This is a genomic window from Kitasatospora griseola, assembly GCF_044999035.1.
Classification (GTDB): domain Bacteria; phylum Actinomycetota; class Actinomycetes; order Streptomycetales; family Streptomycetaceae; genus Kitasatospora; species Kitasatospora griseola.
Map to the genome: position 1 here is coordinate 2881344 of NZ_CP173360.1, position 15080 is coordinate 2896423.

The 15080-nt window shown below is 73.2% G+C and carries 13 protein-coding genes; 4 read left to right on the forward strand and 9 right to left on the reverse strand.

Annotated features, from left to right (window positions below; all coding sequences use genetic code 11):
* The first annotated feature begins 3 nt into the window (after positions 1–3).
* Together ACI1MP_RS12965 and ACI1MP_RS12970 are read left to right on the forward strand one after the other, a co-directional pair.
* On the forward strand, positions 4–1116 hold the full coding sequence (locus tag ACI1MP_RS12965) for a hypothetical protein (RefSeq protein WP_380342368.1): 1113 nt from the start codon (positions 4–6) through the stop codon (positions 1114–1116).
* Between the two features lie 56 nt (positions 1117–1172).
* Positions 1173–2327, forward strand: coding sequence for a serine protease (locus ACI1MP_RS12970; protein ID WP_043909803.1), 1155 nt, complete (start codon positions 1173–1175; stop codon positions 2325–2327).
* Positions 2328–2400: 73 nt separating this feature from the next.
* On the opposite strand, the gene hflX is transcribed toward ACI1MP_RS12970, so the two are convergent.
* From hflX to miaA, 5 genes are all read right to left on the reverse strand, one after another.
* Positions 2401–3900 (reverse strand): GTPase HflX, encoded by a 1500-nt coding sequence (gene hflX / locus ACI1MP_RS12975; RefSeq protein ID WP_100589777.1) that lies wholly within the window; start codon positions 3898–3900, stop codon positions 2401–2403.
* 1 nt (position 3901) lies between these two features.
* Complete coding sequence (locus ACI1MP_RS12980; protein ID WP_404868723.1) at positions 3902–6199, reverse strand: RelA/SpoT family protein; 2298 nt, start codon at positions 6197–6199, stop codon at positions 3902–3904.
* A 176-nt stretch (positions 6200–6375) separates the two neighbouring features.
* Positions 6376–7254 (reverse strand): diaminopimelate epimerase, encoded by an 879-nt coding sequence (dapF, locus tag ACI1MP_RS12985; protein WP_380343636.1) that lies wholly within the window; start codon positions 7252–7254, stop codon positions 6376–6378.
* Positions 7255–7281: 27 nt separating this feature from the next.
* The gene (locus ACI1MP_RS12990) at positions 7282–7767 is read right to left on the reverse strand and encodes a hypothetical protein (protein ID WP_100589776.1); all 486 of its coding nucleotides are present in this window, start codon (positions 7765–7767) and stop codon (positions 7282–7284) included.
* Positions 7768–8020: 253 nt separating this feature from the next.
* Positions 8021–8989, reverse strand: coding sequence for a tRNA (adenosine(37)-N6)-dimethylallyltransferase MiaA (miaA, locus tag ACI1MP_RS12995; protein ID WP_380343630.1), 969 nt, complete (start codon positions 8987–8989; stop codon positions 8021–8023).
* Between the two features lie 109 nt (positions 8990–9098).
* On the opposite strand from miaA, the gene ACI1MP_RS13000 reads away from it, so the two are divergent.
* Complete coding sequence (locus ACI1MP_RS13000; RefSeq protein WP_043909793.1) at positions 9099–9320, forward strand: antitoxin; 222 nt, start codon at positions 9099–9101, stop codon at positions 9318–9320.
* Between the two features lie 34 nt (positions 9321–9354).
* Here the strand turns inward: ACI1MP_RS13000 and ACI1MP_RS13005 are convergent, their stop codons facing one another.
* Positions 9355–10047: a hypothetical protein gene (locus tag ACI1MP_RS13005; RefSeq protein WP_404868724.1), complete on the reverse strand. Its 693-nt coding sequence runs from the start codon at positions 10045–10047 to the stop codon at positions 9355–9357.
* 122 nt (positions 10048–10169) lie between these two features.
* Positions 10170–11678, reverse strand: coding sequence for a tRNA (N6-isopentenyl adenosine(37)-C2)-methylthiotransferase MiaB (gene miaB / locus ACI1MP_RS13010; RefSeq protein WP_404868725.1), 1509 nt, complete (start codon positions 11676–11678; stop codon positions 10170–10172).
* Between the two features lie 74 nt (positions 11679–11752).
* Between miaB and ACI1MP_RS13015 the strand changes: the two genes are divergently transcribed.
* Entirely contained in the window at positions 11753–12778 is a 1026-nt protein-coding gene (locus tag ACI1MP_RS13015; protein WP_404868726.1) for a TAXI family TRAP transporter solute-binding subunit, read from the forward strand.
* 2 nt (positions 12779–12780) lie between these two features.
* Here ACI1MP_RS13015 and ACI1MP_RS13020 read toward each other — a convergent pair whose 3' ends face one another.
* Together ACI1MP_RS13020 and ACI1MP_RS13025 are read right to left on the reverse strand one after the other, a co-directional pair.
* Positions 12781–14211, reverse strand: a complete 1431-nt coding sequence (locus tag ACI1MP_RS13020; RefSeq protein WP_380343622.1) for a sensor histidine kinase — start codon at positions 14209–14211, stop codon at positions 12781–12783.
* A gap of 6 nt (positions 14212–14217) precedes the next feature.
* Entirely contained in the window at positions 14218–14943 is a 726-nt protein-coding gene (locus ACI1MP_RS13025) for a response regulator transcription factor (RefSeq protein WP_043909782.1), read from the reverse strand.
* Positions 14944–15080 lie beyond the last annotated feature (137 nt).

Below are 15080 nucleotides of genomic sequence, written 5' to 3' on the forward strand. Positions count from 1 at the left end.
AGGGTGAGGGCACGGGGGGTACTGGCCGCGCTGACCGCGGCCGTGCTGCTGGGCGGGGTGTCCGCCTGCGGGTCGACCGGCGACCCGGGCGGGGACGGGAACCCGCACAGCTTCGCCGAGTTGAAGCACTGGGGGTTCGCCGAGTGGGACCGCTGGGCGAAGCGGCACGACTTCCGCAATCCCGCGGTGGCGGGCGTGTGGAGCGCCGAGACGATGGACCAGGCGCCGCCGCAGCAGCCCGCGCCGGCGCCCGACTCGTCGTCGGCGTCGACACCGGCCGCGCCGTCGCCGGCCGCCGGTGAGCCGTCCGCGAGCGGCGCACCGTCCACCACGAGCGCTCCGCCCGCGGTGGCCGCGCAGCCGGTGCCGCGTCCGTACACCAGCTATCCGGCGTCCGGGAAGGTCTTCATGACCGCCCCGAACGGCGGTACCGGCCAGTGCTCGGCCACCGTGGTCGCCGACCCGGCGAACCCGGGCCGCAGCAACCTGGTGTGGACGGCCGCGCACTGCGTCCACGAGGGCAAGGGCGGCGACTGGTACAAGAACCTGGTCTTCGTGCCCGCGTACAACAGCTCGGGCGCGGCCAGCGACCACCAGCGGGCGAAGCTCGCCGAGGTCGCCCCGCTCGGGCAGTGGTGGGCGGACAAGGTGATCACCTCGCCGCTGTGGACCACCGAGGGCACCAGGGGCGGGGACGCCGCGAACCAGTACGACTTCGCGGTGATCAAGGTGCGCGGCCCGGAGGGCGAGAGCCGCTCGCTGGAAGAGGTGATCGGCACTGCCGTGCCGGTCTGGTTCGACGCGCCGCGCGAGCAGCTCGCGATCCAGGCGTGGGGCTATCCGGCCGTCGCGCCGTTCGACGGGCAGGAGTTGGAGCGCTGCGACTCCGGCCGCCCGGGCTCCCGGAGCTTCGACGCGGCCCGCCCGTCGATGCTGGTGATCGGCTGCACCATGACGGCCGGCGCCTCCGGCGGCGGCTGGTTCGCGGACGGCCCGGACGGCCGCCAGCGGCTGGTCAGCAACACCTCGATCGGCACCCAGGCGCACACCGCCCTGAACGGGCCCTACCTGGAGGGCGTGGCCCGCCAGGCCCTCGACTACATCTCGCGGAAGTGACCGCCCGTCACCTCCCGCGACTCTCCATTCGACCGACGACCACGGGGGAACTGCCCATGACCACCCAGCACCGGACGGCGCGCCGCGTACGCTCCGCCGCCGCGGCCGCCCTGGTGACGGTGCTCGCCGTCACCACCGCCGCCTGCCAGAGCCAGAGCCCGAAGCCGAACCCGGCGCCGCCGGGCAGTAGCGGCGCCGCGAAGCCGGGCGTGGACGTGAAGGACATCCAGAGCGCGCTCGCCAAGGTCTCCAGCTGGACCGCCGACGACTGGGCCGACTGGGCCGAGAAGAACGGCTTCAAGCCGGAGGACCTGCAGGCGATCAAGGCGTTCTGGGACCGGGGCAGGCTCTCCGGCGCGAAGGGCGTCGACATCGAGAAGCCGGACACCAAGAAGTGGCCGTCAATGGCGGACGTGAACTTCCCGAAGGCCATCGCGGCCAAGCCCCAGCCGCACCCGTACTCCGCGGACACCGCGGTGGTCGGCAAGATCTTCATCCAGACCCCGGAGGGCGAGGGCCAGTGCTCGGGCACCGTGGTGAGCGACCCGGCCCACCCCGGTAAGAGCAACCTGGTGTGGACGGCCGCGCACTGCGCCCACGGGGGCAAGGGCAAGGACTACTTCCAGAAGATGGCGTTCGTCCCCGCCTACAACAAGAGCGGCGCGTCCAGCAAGGGCAAGGACGCCACCCTCGAACAGGTCGCGCCGCTCGGCGTCTGGGCGGCCCGCGGGATGCTGGTGATGCCGCAGTGGCTCCAGAAGGAGGGCGAGCACGGCAGCTCGGCCAGCCAGTTCGACTTCGCGGTGGTCCGGGTGGCCGCGTCGGACGGCTCCAAGCGTTCGCTGGAGGAGACCGTGGGCGGGTCGATGCCGATCTGGTTCGGCGCCCAGCCGGGCGACATCACCTCGCCCTCCTCGTACGGCTACCCGGCCGCGGATCCGTTCGACGGCGAGGAGCTGGAGCACTGCGACTCCGCCCTGAAGCCGACCCCGTTCGTCTTCGACGCCTCCCGGCCGCCGATGCTCGCCATCGGGTGCACCATGACCGGCGGCTCCTCCGGCGGCGGCTGGTTCACCAAGCACGACGGCAAGACCGTGCTGTTCTCCGACAACTCGATCGGCAACGACTCCTGGATGGCCGGCCCCAACCTCGGCCCGGACGCCAAGCGGATGTTCGACGCCTTCGTCCAGGGCAAGGGCGGGCAGCAGTAGTCCGGACGTGCGAACGGCCCGAGGAGGTCTCCCTCCTCGGGCCGTTCGGCGTTCTGCGCGGTGCCGCGGGCGGCTACGCGGTGACGACCGCGTACCGCTCCAGCTCGGCCGCCAGCACCGCCGCCACCTTGGCGTGCAGCAGCGTGCCCTCCGCGGTGTGCTCGGCGGAGAGCAGCTCGCCCTCCGCGTGCACCCGGGAGACCAGGTCGCCGCGGGTGTAGGGCACCAGGGCCCGGACCTCCACGGCGGGGCGCGGCAGCTCCTCGTCGATCAGGGCGAGCAGCTCGTCGATGCCCAGGCCGCTGCGGGCGGAGACCACGATGGCGTGCGGCTCGCGGCGCAGCAGGCGCTGGAGCACCGCCGGGTCCGCGGCGTCCGCCTTGTTGATCACCACGATCTCGGGCACGTTCTGCGCCTCGACCGAGACGATCACCTCGCGCACCGAGGCGAGCTGCGTCTCCGGCTCCGGGTGGGAGCCGTCCACCACGTGCAGGATCAGGTCGGCGTCGGCGACCTCCTCCATGGTGGAGCGGAACGCCTCGACCAGGTGGTGCGGCAGGTGCCGGACGAAGCCGACGGTGTCGGCCAGCGTGTACAGCCGGCCGCTCGGGGTCTGCGCCCGGCGGACCGTCGGGTCCAGGGTGGCGAACAGGGCGTTCTCCACCAGGACACCGGCGCCGGTGAGCCGGTTGAGCAGCGAGGACTTGCCGGCGTTGGTGTACCCGGCGATGGCCACCGAGGGCACCTGGTGGCGCCGCCGCTCCTGCCGCTTGGTGTCGCGGCCCTTCTTCATCTCGGCGATCTCCTTGCGGAGCTTCGCCATCTTCTCGCGGATCCGCCGCCGGTCGGTCTCGATCTTGGTCTCACCGGGACCACGGGTGGCCATGCCGCCGCCCGAGGTGCCGGAGCCACCGCCACCCATCTGCCGGGACAGCGACTGACCCCAGCCGCGCAGGCGCGGCAGCATGTACTGCATCTGCGCGAGCGAGACCTGCGCCTTGCCCTCACGGGACTTGGCGTGCTGGGCGAAGATGTCCAGGATCAGCGCGGTGCGGTCGACGACCTTGACCTTCACCACGTCTTCCAGGTGGATCAGCTGACCGGGCGTCAGCTCGCCGTCGCAGACCACGGTGTCGGCGCCGGTGGAGGCGACCAGGTCGCGCAGCTCCTGGGCCTTGCCGGAGCCGATGTAGGTGGCCGCGTCGGGCTTGTCACGGCGCTGGATCACACCGTCCAGGACTTCGGAGCCGGCCGTCTCGGCGAGCGCGGCGAGCTCGGCCATCGAGTTCTCCGCCTCCTCCAGCGTGCCGTCCGTCCACACGCCGACGAGCACCACGCGCTCCAGGCGGAGCTGGCGGTACTCGACTTCGGTGACGTCCTGGAGTTCGGTGGAGAGGCCGGCCACGCGTCGGAGCGCGGCGCGCTCGGAGCGGTCGTACTGCTCTCCGTCGTAGTTTCCGAGGCCCTCGTCGATCGCCGCGAGGTCCTCGTCCATCAGGGCTTCCGCCTTGAGGTCGGCGAGGCGGTTGGCCGACTCGCTCGATCGGGTGCGGCTGTCGAACGTGGAGGTCATTTCATCCTTGGATAGATCGGGTGGTGCTCTCGGACAACACGGCGGAGCCGCCGTGAATTCCCCACGATGGTCGCACGCCCGCTGTGCCCGAGTCATCCCTTTTACCAGCCGCCCCGGCGGCCCCCGTCACCGGCCCCGGCACGGCCGGCTCCGCCCCGGTCGGCGCGGCCGCCGCCCGGACCGGCACTTCCTCGGGCCCGCCCGGCCGGTACACGTCGTACACGCCCGAGACCCGGAGCATCGCCCGCATCACCGCGGGCAGCGCGGCGGCGTCGGCGAGTTCCAGGGTGTAGCTGTGCCGCACCCGCAGCTGGCGGGGCGGCTCGACGTCGGCGGAGAAGATCGACACGCCCTCGCCGGAGATCGCGGCGGTCAGATCGGCCAGCAGCCGGGGCCGGTTCAGCGCCTCGGCGTGCAGGGTGGCCCGGTAGCCCCACTGCGGGGCGCCGCCGGGTAGCCAGCGGACCGCGACCGCCCGGCGGCCGCCGCGCAGCATCCGGGTGCCGGTCGGACAGCCCGCCCGGTGCACCGCGACGACCTCGCCGCGCAGCACGATGCCGGTCACCTCGTCGGGCGGCACCGGCGTGCAGCAGCGCGCCAACCGGACGGCGGCGCCCGGCAGTTCCGGTGCGTCGGCGGGCGCGGCGGCGGGTGGCGCGGGCGGTGCTGCGGGCACCGGGGCGCCGGCCGCGGGCAGGCGTTCGGCGGCGGGCGCGGGCAGCGGGCCGGCCGCCAGCCGGCGCTCGATGGCGAGCCGGGCGGCGGGCGTGCGGACGTACTCCAGCCACTCCGGGTCGGGGCCGCTGTCCTCGCCGACGGGGGCGGTGAGCAGGCCGAGCACGTCGCCGTCGCGCAGTTCGGTGGAGAGCGCGGTGAGCCGGCCGTTGATCCGGGCGCCGATGCACCGGTGGCCGGTCTCCTCGCCGATCAGGTAGGCGGCGTCCAGACAGCTGGCCCCGGCGGGCAGGTGCAGGGTGGTGCCGTCCTCGGTGACGGCGGTGATCTCGCGGTCGTCCCGCAGGTCCGCGGTGAGCGCGGACCAGAAGGCGTCCGGGTCGGGGGTGTCCTGCTGCCACTCCAGCAGCCGGGCCAGCCAGCCGGGGCGGGCCGGGTCGGTGCGGTCCTCCGGGTCCTCGGCGGCGCCCTGCCGGTCGGTGCGCGGGTCGCCGAGCGCGACCACCCCGGTCTCGGCCACCTCGTGCATCCGCCGGGTGCGCACCAGGACCTCGACCACCTCGCCGCCGGGCAGCGCCACCGCGGTGTGCAGCGACTGGTACAGGTTGAACTTGGGGGCGGCCACGAAGTCCTTGAACTCGCCGGGCAGCGGCGTCCAGCAGGTGTGCAGTTCGCCGAGCACCGCGTAGCAGTCGGCGTTCTCCTCGACCACCACCAGCAGCCGCCCGAAGTCGGCGGGCCGCAGCCCCGCGCCGTCCGGGCCGGCCCCGCGTTTGATCATCACCCGGTGCAGCGAGACCAGGTGCCGGGGGCGGACGGTGACGGCGGAGGAGATCCCGGCCTCGGCGAGCTGGCGGCCGAGCTCGGCGGCGAACGGGGCGAGCACGCCGTCCGTCCAGCCGCCGGCCACCGCGCCGGTGCGCTCGTACTCCTCGGGGTGCAGGGTGGCGAAGACGATGTCCTCCAGCTCCGCCTTCACCACCTGGATGCCGAGCCGTTCGGCGAGCGGGATCAGCACGTCCCGGGTGACGTTGGCGATCCGCACCTGGCTGGCCGGCTTCATGTGCCGGATGGTGCGCATGTTGTGCAGCCGGTCGGCGAGCTTGATCACCATCACCCGGACGTCGTCGCCGGTGGCGACCAGCATCTTGCGGAAGGTCTCGGGTTCGGCCGCCGCCCCGAAGTCGACCTTCTCCAACTTGGTGACGCCGTCCACCAGGTACGCGACCTCCGGACCGAAGTCCTCGGCGACCTGATCGAGCGTCACTTCGGTGTCCTCGACGGTGTCGTGCAGCAGCGAGGCGACCAGCGTGGTGGTGTCCGCGCCGAGCTGGGCGAGGATCATGGTGACCGCGAGCGGGTGGGTGATGTACGGCTCGCCGCTCTTGCGGGTCTGCCCGCGGTGGCTCTCCTCGGCGACCCGGTAGGCGCGGGCCAGCAGCGCCAGGTCAGCCTGCGGGTGGTGCACCCGGTGCGCCTGCACGATCGGTTCGATGGCGTCGGGGACGGGCGTCCGCCCGGTGGCGAGCAGCGCCGCCCGGCCGGCCCGGCCGAGCGCCGCACGGCTGAAGCGGCTCGCCTGCTGCTTGGACGGCGAGCCCGCCAACTCGGAGCGGATGGTCATCTGCACCTCCGGCAGCAACACCGGAGCGACGGCCGACCCGGTGGTCCATGCTACCGAGCACAGCACGTTCGGCGAGCCCCCACTTCGGCTCTGCCATCGGCATCACCCGAACGGGGGGATTAGCCGGACAGCGGGCTGGGAAGCGGGAGCTGACGATTCGTCGGGCTGACCAGCCGTTACACCAGCACGCCCTCGGCGACGATCACCGCGGGGCCGGTCATCTCGATCCGGCCGTCGGGGAACTCCTCGATCACCAGCCGCCCGCCGGGCAGGTCCACCGTCCAGCTGACGGCCCGTCCGGTGTCCGCCGGGTCCAGTCCGGCCCGCCGGATCGCGGCCACCGCGACCGCGCAGGCGCCCGTCCCGCACGAGCGGGTCTCGCCGGAGCCGCGCTCGTGCACCCGCATCGCCACGTGCCGCTCGCCCCGGTCCACCACGAACTCCACGTTCACGCCCTGCGGGTACACGCCCGCCGGCGCGGTGGCCGGCGCGTCGTACAGGTGCCCGGCGTGCGCGAGGTCCGCAACGAACGCGACCGCGTGCGGATTGCCCATGTTGACGTTCAGCGCGGGCCAGCTGCGTTCGTCGACGGTGACGGTGACGTCGTCCGGGCCGGGCAGCAGCGCGCGGCCCATGTCCACGGTGATCCCGCCCGGGGTGCCGTCGGCGGCGTCCTCGGCGATCCGCACCCGCTTCACCCCGGCCCGGGTGGCGACCGACAGCTCGCCCGGCTTCGCGTGCCCGGCGTGCACCAGGTAGCGGGCGAAGACCCGCACGCCGTTGCCGCACATCTCGGCGATCGAGCCGTCCGCGTTGCGGTAGTCCATGAACCACTCGGCCTGCTCGGCCATCCCCGCCGCCACCGGGTCGGCCGCCGAGCGCACCACCCGCAGCACGCCGTCCGCGCCGATCCCGGCCCGCCGGTCGCACAGGGCGGCGACGGTGGCCGCCGACAGCTCCAGTTCGCCGTCCGGGTCGGGGACGATCACGAAGTCGTTCTGGGTGCCGTGCCCCTTGAGGAAGGCCGTTCCGCTGATTCCGCTGCGCTCGCTCACACCGCCGATGGTAGTGGCCGGCGAGGGCTAACCGCGCAGGTGGACGACCCGCCAGACGGCCAGCGCCAGGACGGCGGCCACCACCAGGGTGTAGAGCACGATGGCCTTCCAGCCGGCCCGCTCGGAGCTGCCCCGGCGCGGCACGCCCGGCCACTTGTAACCGGCCCGGCGGGCGGCCATCGCGCCCCAGCCGACCGAGGCGGCGGTGATCAGCAGGCCGAGCATCCCGATCATCGCGGTCGCGCCCTCGCTGCCGAAGGCCAGCGGGAAGGCGAACATCAGCGAGCCGAACATCACCGACGCGGCGATCGGCAGGATCTGCCACCAGCGCAGCCGACGGCGCGGCCGGATGTCCCGCTCGTGCACCACGCCGGGTGCGGCGGCCAGATCGTCGATCGCGGGCAGCGCCACCGCGTACGAGGTGGTGGGGACGGCCAGTTCGGGCAGCGTCTCGGAACCGTCGGACACGTCGCCCAGCAGCTCATCGGTTTCGGGGCCGGTACCCGTTGACACGCGGCCTCCCCTGATGGCTCGACACGAGCTCCGGAGCTCGCGGGCGGTGAGGCCGGCCCGCGTGCCGGGCCTCGGTGCTACCGATGATGGCACGTGGCAAGACCCGGACAGGGCGTCCCACGGGGTGATCGGGTGATCCGATGCCAGGACGTGATCCGGTCGTGACCGCCGGTACCTCCTGCACCTGCGTCTGCCGGTGCAGCTGCCCGGGCGGCTGGCCGGATCACGCCCCCGGGCAGCCGAAATCCGCCGGTCAGCCGGTGTCGCCGGGACGTTCCGGGCGATTGATCAGTTCCATTGCGCGGCCCAGGAGTTCGACCGGATCGGCCCCCTCGGGACGGTCCAGCCAGTGGATCCGCGCGTCCCGCCGGAACCACGACTCCTGGCGCCGGGCGAACCGCCGGGTGGCCCGCACGGTCTCCTCCCGCGCCTCGTCCTCGGTGCACTCCCCGGCGAAGAACGCCAGCACCTGCTGGTAGCCCAGCGCCCGGCTCGCGGTCAGGCCCTCGCGCAGGCCGACCCGCTCCAGCGCCCGCACCTCGTCCAGCAGGCCGGCCTCCCACATCCGGTCCACCCGCAGCTCGATCCGCCGGTCCAGCTCCGGCCGCGGCACCTGCACGCCGATCTGCACCGCCTCGTACACCGCGCGCTGCGTCGGCAGGTTCGCGGTGAACGGCTGTCCGGTGATCTCGATGACCTCCAGCGCCCGGACGATCCGCCGCCCGTTGCTGGTCAGGATCGCCTCCGCGGCCGCCGGGTCCAGCTCCGCCAGCCGCCGGTGCAGCACCCCCGGGCCGACCTGCTCCAGCTCCTCCTCCAGCCGGGCCCGCACCTCGGGGTCCGTGCCGGGGAACTCCATCTCGTCGATCGCCGCCCGCACGTACAGCCCCGAGCCACCCACCAGCACCGGCACCCGGCCCGCCGCCAGCAGCCGGTCCATCTCGGCCCGGGCGAGGCGCTGGTACTCGGCCACCGAGGCGGCCTCGGTCACCTCCCAGATGTCCATCAGATGGTGCGGGATGCCGCCGCGCTCCGCCTCGGTCAGCTTGGCGGTGCCGATGTCCATGCCCTTGTACAGCTGCATCGAGTCGGTGTTCACCACCTCCCCGCCGAGCTCACGGGCGATCGCCACCGCCAGATCGGACTTGCCGGCCGCCGTCGAACCGACCACCGACACCACCCGGCGCGGACGTACAGAAGAAGAAGAGGAGGAACCGCTCACCCCACCAGTCTCGCAAAACCCGGGCACCTCTCGTGTCGCGGCCTCGTTCACCGGGGAAGATCAGCTATGTCTGGTACCGATCTGACGGGAAAAGCGAGGAATGCACCCCATGAGCCTGATGGACAACCTCAAGGGCAAGGCCGAGGAACTCAAGGACAAGGCCAGCGAACTGGCCGGAAAGCACGGCGACAAGATCGACAACCTGGTGGACAAGGCCGGCGAGACCATCGACAACGTCACCAAGCACAAGTACAGCGACAAGATCGAGAAGGGCGCCTCGGCCGCCAAGCACGCCCGCGACGACTTCGCCGCGAAGCCGAAGGACGACTGACCGCGACCACCGGCCCGGTGGTCTGCTGGCGCACTCAGCGCCAGGAGGCCACCAGGTAGCCGACGCCGTACGGGGCGTCCTCGTACCGCAGCTCGCCACCGAGCGTCGCGCCCTCCGCCGCACCCGCGAGCACCTGCCAGGGGGCCCGGCCCTCCACCAGCAGCTCCGCCGAGAGGTCCGCGTCCAACGCGGCCAGCGCCGACGCGTCCGCGGCGGCCAGCGCCCCCGCCACCGCACGGTCGTAGCCCTCGGCCCGCCCGTCCAGGTACCCAGGGGCCTTCACCGAACGCCGGGCACTGCCGTCGCCCATCACCAGCAGGCCCACCCGATCGGCGACTTCGGCCAACCCCCGGCCCAGGCCCAGCAACCGCTCGGCGGCCGTGTCCGGCCGCACCGCGACGGCGTGCGTCGGCACCCGGACGCCCGCCTCCTCCAGCAGCCACGCCCCCACCGTCAACGCCGGCGACAGCTCCGGGCCGTCCACCCCGCCCAGCGGCAGCTTCACCGCCTTCTGCACCCCGTACCGGCGGAACGACCCCGCCCCGCCCTCCGTCCACACCCCGGCGCGATCGCCCGTCCCCACCACCACGACGAGCTCCACGTCCGCGAGCCCCCGCACCGCGTCCAGACACGCCCCCCGCAACGCCTCCGCCTCCCCCGCGGCCCCCACCGCGACCTCGGGCACGAGCAACGGCGGACAGGGGCACACGGCGGCGGCAACAAGCATGTCGATCACTCTACGCGGTGCGAAAACAGGGGCGTGGGGAACTGCGCGGAGCGGAAGGGCCTAACAGCAAGGTCGCGACGAAGGCAATGACTTGCACTTGATCGCGACCTTGCGGACGTTCACTAGTTGCTCGCGCAGTTCCCCGCGCCCCCGGTCTCGCACCCCACAGCGCTCGGCAGGGGTGCCGGGACGCCGATCGACGGAAGCCCGAGCATGACGCCCGCCGGCTTCGTCTCGGGCGCGGCCTGCCGCTTCTCCCAGGCGTCGCCCGCCCGGGTGCGGCGGACGCCGAGGGCGGGGCCCTCCGCGAGGAGGTGGTGCGGGGCGGCGTAGGTGATCTCGACGGTCACCACGTCGCCGGGGCGCACGCCCGTCTCGGGGCGACTGAAGTGGACGAGCCGGTTGTCCGGGGCGCGGCCGGAGAGACGGTCGGTGCGGTCGTCCTTCTTGCCTTCGCCCTCGGCGACGAGGATCTCCAGCCTGCGGCCGACCTGCTTCTTGTTCTCCTCCCAGGAGATCTCCTCCTGGAGGGCGATCAGCCGGTCGTAGCGCTCCTGCACCACGGCCTTGGGGATCTGGTTGTCCATCTCCGCGGCGGGCGTCCCGGGCCGCTTCGAGTACTGGAAGGTGAACGCGTTGGCGAACCGGGCCTCCCGGACGACGTGCAGGGTCTGCTCGAAGTCCTCGTCGGTCTCGCCGGGGAAGCCGACGATGATGTCGGTGGAGATGGCGGCGTCGGGCATCGCGGCGCGGACCTTCTCGATGATCCCGAGGAAGCGTTCCTGCCGGTAGGAGCGTCGCATCGCGCGCAGCACGGTGTCGGAGCCGGACTGCAGCGGCATGTGCAGCTGGTGCATCACGTTCGGCGTCTCGGCCATCGCGGCGATCACGTCGTCGGTGAAGTCCTTCGGGTGCGGCGAGGTGAAGCGGACCCGCTCCAGCCCCTCGATCTCCCCGCACGCCCGCAGCAGCTTGGAGAACGCCTGCCGGTCGCCCAGGTCGGAGCCGTAGGCGTTGACGTTCTGGCCGAGCAGGGTGACCTCGACGACGCCCTCGGCGACCAGTGCCTCGACCTCGGCGAGGATGTCGCCGGGGCGGCGGTCCTCCTCCTTGCCGCGCAGGGCGGGGACGATGCAGAAGGTGCAGGTGTTGTTGCAGCCGACCGAGATGGCGACCCAGGCCGCGTACGCGGACTCGCGCCGGGTGGGCAGGGTGGAGGGGAAGGTCTCCAGCGAGTCCAGGATCTCGACCTGCGCGGTCCGCTCGATCGCGGCACGCTCCAGCAGCGCGGGCAGGTGGCCGATGTTGTGGGTGCCGAAGACGACGTCGACCCAGGGGGCCTTGCGGACGATGGTCTCGCGGTCCTTCTGGGCGAGGCAGCCGCCGACGGCGATCTGCATGCCGCTGTTGGCCTGCTTGGCGGGGGCGAGCCGGCCGAGGTTGCCGTACAGCTTGTTGTCGGCGTTCTCGCGGACCGCGCAGGTGTTGAAGACCACCAGGTCGGGGTCGGCCTCGGCGGCGGCCTTGGTGTAGCCGGCCTCCTCCAGCAGCCCGGACAGGCGCTCGGAGTCGTGGACGTTCATCTGGCAGCCGTACGTGACGACCTTGTAAGTTCGCAAGCTCTCCTCCATACCCACAGGGCACAAGGGTACGGGCAGCGGCAGGGGCCTCCCGCCGGGCGGTCGGGGCTGGCAGTATCCCTGCCATGGCTGCTTCGAGCGATCCGCCCCGTGCCGGTGCCGTGCTGCGTTCCGCGGTGCGCAGTCCGCTGGTGCGGGTGGTCGTGGTACTGCTGCTGGTGGCGGGGGGCACGGGCGGCTGGTGGGCGTCCTCGGCGCGGGCCGGGTCGGGGCTGCGCGGGGAGGCGGCGTTCGCGACGGGGGTGTCGCGCGGGGTGTACGACCGGTACGGGGTGCTGCTGAAGGACTCGATGCGGTCGGCGATGCCCGGGGTGAAGGTCCGGCTGGACAACTCGGAGGGTTCGTTCGACAACCTGGAGCGGGTGCTGTCGGGCCGGGACGACTTCGCGATAGCGACGGCGGACTCGGTGGCCAGCTTCAAGAATCCGCAGAAGTCGGAGCTGCGGGCGATCGCCCGGCTGTACGACGACTACATGCAGCTGGTGGTGCCCGCGGATTCGCCGGTGCACAAGGTGTCCGACCTGCGCGGCCTGCGGGTGGGGATGGGGCTGGGGAAGTCGGGCGTGAACCTGGTGTCCCGGCGGCTGCTGGAGGCGGCCGGCCTGGACCCGGACAAGGACGTGCGTCCGGTGCCGCTGGGGGTGCTGGAGGCGACGAACGGGTTGCGCGACAAGCAGTTGGACGCGTTCTTCTGGTCCGGCGGCCTGCCGACGGCGGCGCTGACCGACCTGTCGGAGCACACCCCGATCCGGATCGTGCCGATGGGCGACCTGTCGGACCCGCTGCACCAGTTGGAGGGCGGCGGGATGGACGCCTACCGGGCGGCGACCATCCCGGCGGACGCGTACCCGCTGGTGGAGCCGGAGCGGACGGCGGTGGCGACGGTGGCGGTGCCGAACCTGCTGGTGACCCGGGCGAACGTGGACCCGGCGCTGGTGGAGGCGCTGACCCGGGTGGTGATCGACAGCCGGGACCGGATCGGCGGCGAGGTCCACGCGGCGCAGCTGGTGGACCTGCGGACCGCGGTGTACACCGATCCGCTGCCGCTGCACGAGGGCGCGAAGCGCTACTACCAGTCGGTCAAGCCCTGACGTCAGTTCCGCTTCCGGCGGGGCACCGTGAGCAGCACCCGCAGCCCGTGCGGTTCGGCGGGCGCGAAGCGGAGGTCGCCGCCGCCGGCCAGCAGCAGGGTGCGGGCGATGGAGAGGCCGAGGCCGGAGCCGTCGACGTTCTGGTGCCGGGAGGAGCGCCAGAACCGGTCGCCGACCCGGGCGAGCTCCTCCTCGGTGAGGCCCGGTCCGGCGTCGGTGACGATGGCGGTGACCTCGTCCTTGGTGATGGTCAGGCCGACCCGCACGGTGCTGTCGGCCGGTGAGAACTTGAGGGCGTTGTCGAGGACGGCGTCCAGCGCGCTGCCGAAGCCGATCGGGTCGGCCCAGGCGTGCGCCATCGGCGGTCCCTGCCAGTGGAGCCGGACCTGGCGCCGGTCGGCGAGCGGCTGCCAGGCGTCGGTCCGGGTGCGGACCAGCGCCGCCAGGTCGACGGGTTCGGGTTCGGGCCGGGAGCCTTCGGCGGTGGCCAGGCCGAGCAGGTCGTCCAGGACACGGGCGAGCCGGGCGCCCTCCTCGCGGACGGCGGCGATCTCCTCCTCGCTGCCCTCGGGGAGCGCCATCCCGATCAGCTCGACCCGCAGCAGCAGCGCGGCCAGCGGGTTGCGCAGCTGGTGGGAGGCGTCGGCGACGAAGGCCCGCTGCTGGTCGATGGCGAGCACCACGTGGTCGGCCATGTCGTTGAACGAGCGCGCCAGGCGGCGCAGTTCGGGCGGTCCGCCGCTGGGCGCGACCCGGGCGTTGAGTCGACCGGTGGCGATGTCGTGGGTGGCCCGGTCGAGGGTGCGGACGGGGCGCAGCACCCAGCCGGTGAGGCGGACGGCGAGCAGGATGGCGACCATCATGGCGAGCGCCTCGCCGCCGGCCAGCACCAGCCAGCGGTGCAGGATCCGGGCGCGCAGCGGCCCGGTGGGCGATTCGGTGAGCACCACGGCGACCACGTCGCCGTCGCGGACCACGGGCAGGGCGACGGTGAGGGTGCGGTCGGCGGTCCACGGCCACACCTGGGGCGGGTTGTGGCTGCGGCGTCCGGCCAGCGCCTCCCGGTAGGCCTGGCCGCCGGGGCCCTCGGCGGGGGCGCGCCAGTCGTCGGGGGCGACGGCGACGGCGCTGCCGTCGCGCTGGAAGACGCCGATCCGGGCGCCGTACAGCTCGCGGTAGCGGGCGGCCTCGCTGGACAGGGCGTGCAGCCGGCCGCCGTCGCCGGGGCCGGGTTCCGGTTCGCCCTTGACGGCGGTGGCGCTGGCACGGCCCTGGGTGGGCAGGTCCTGGGCGAACCGGGCGGCGTCGTCGATCCGGTCGACGACCACCTTGGACTGCTCGGACGAGGCGATCAGGTAGGCCAGCGGCACTCCGAGGGCGGCGAGCACGCAGGCCATCAGGGCGATCAGGATGCCGAGCAGGCGGTTGCGCACGGGCGGTCAGCGCTCCGCGGCGTCGTCGGCGGACGGGTTGTCGGGGATGAGCCGGTAGCCGACGCCGCGGACGGCCTCGACCAGGCCGGGCAGGCCGAGCTTGGTGCGCAGCGAGCCGATGTGGACCTCCAGGGTGCGGCCGTTGCCCTCCCAGCCGGAGCGCCAGACCTCGCTGAAGATCTGCTCGCGGCGGTAGACCACGCCGGGGCTCTGGGCGAGCAGCGCCAGCAGGTCGAACTCCTTGCGGGTGAGCGGCACATCGCGTCCGTTGACGCTGACCCGGCGGCGTTCGCGGTCGATCTCGACGCCGCGGGAGGCGAGCGGGCCGTCCGGCTCGGGGCTGCCGCCGTCCTCGCCGGCCCTGGGGGTGCCGCGGCGGGCCACCGCGTGGATGCGGGCCAGGAGTTCGCCCATGTCGTACGGCTTGACCACGTAGTCGTCGGCGCCGAGGTTGAGGCCGTGGATCCGGGAGCGGATGTCGGCGCGGGCGGTCACCATGATGACCGGGACGCCGCTGCCGGCCCGGATCCGGCTGCACACCTCGAAGCCGTCGCGGTCGGGCAGTCCGAGGTCGAGCAGCACCACCCGGTAGGGCTCGCTGCCGTCCGGGACGAGCGCGTCCAGGGCTTCGTGGCCGCTGCGGGCGTGCCGGACCTGGAAGCCGTGCCGGCCCAGCACCGCGACCAGGGCGGCGGCGACGCGGTCGTCGTCCTCGACCAGGAGCAGGCGCATCGGGCTCCTTCCTGCGGTGTTCGTCGGGATGCGTACGGGCCGGTGGCGCGGTCGCCGTCGGCGGGTGGTCGGCATGGCGCGGGTCCGACGCGGAACCGGGCCATCCTGGCATCCACTCCCATCCGACGGCTCCAGGT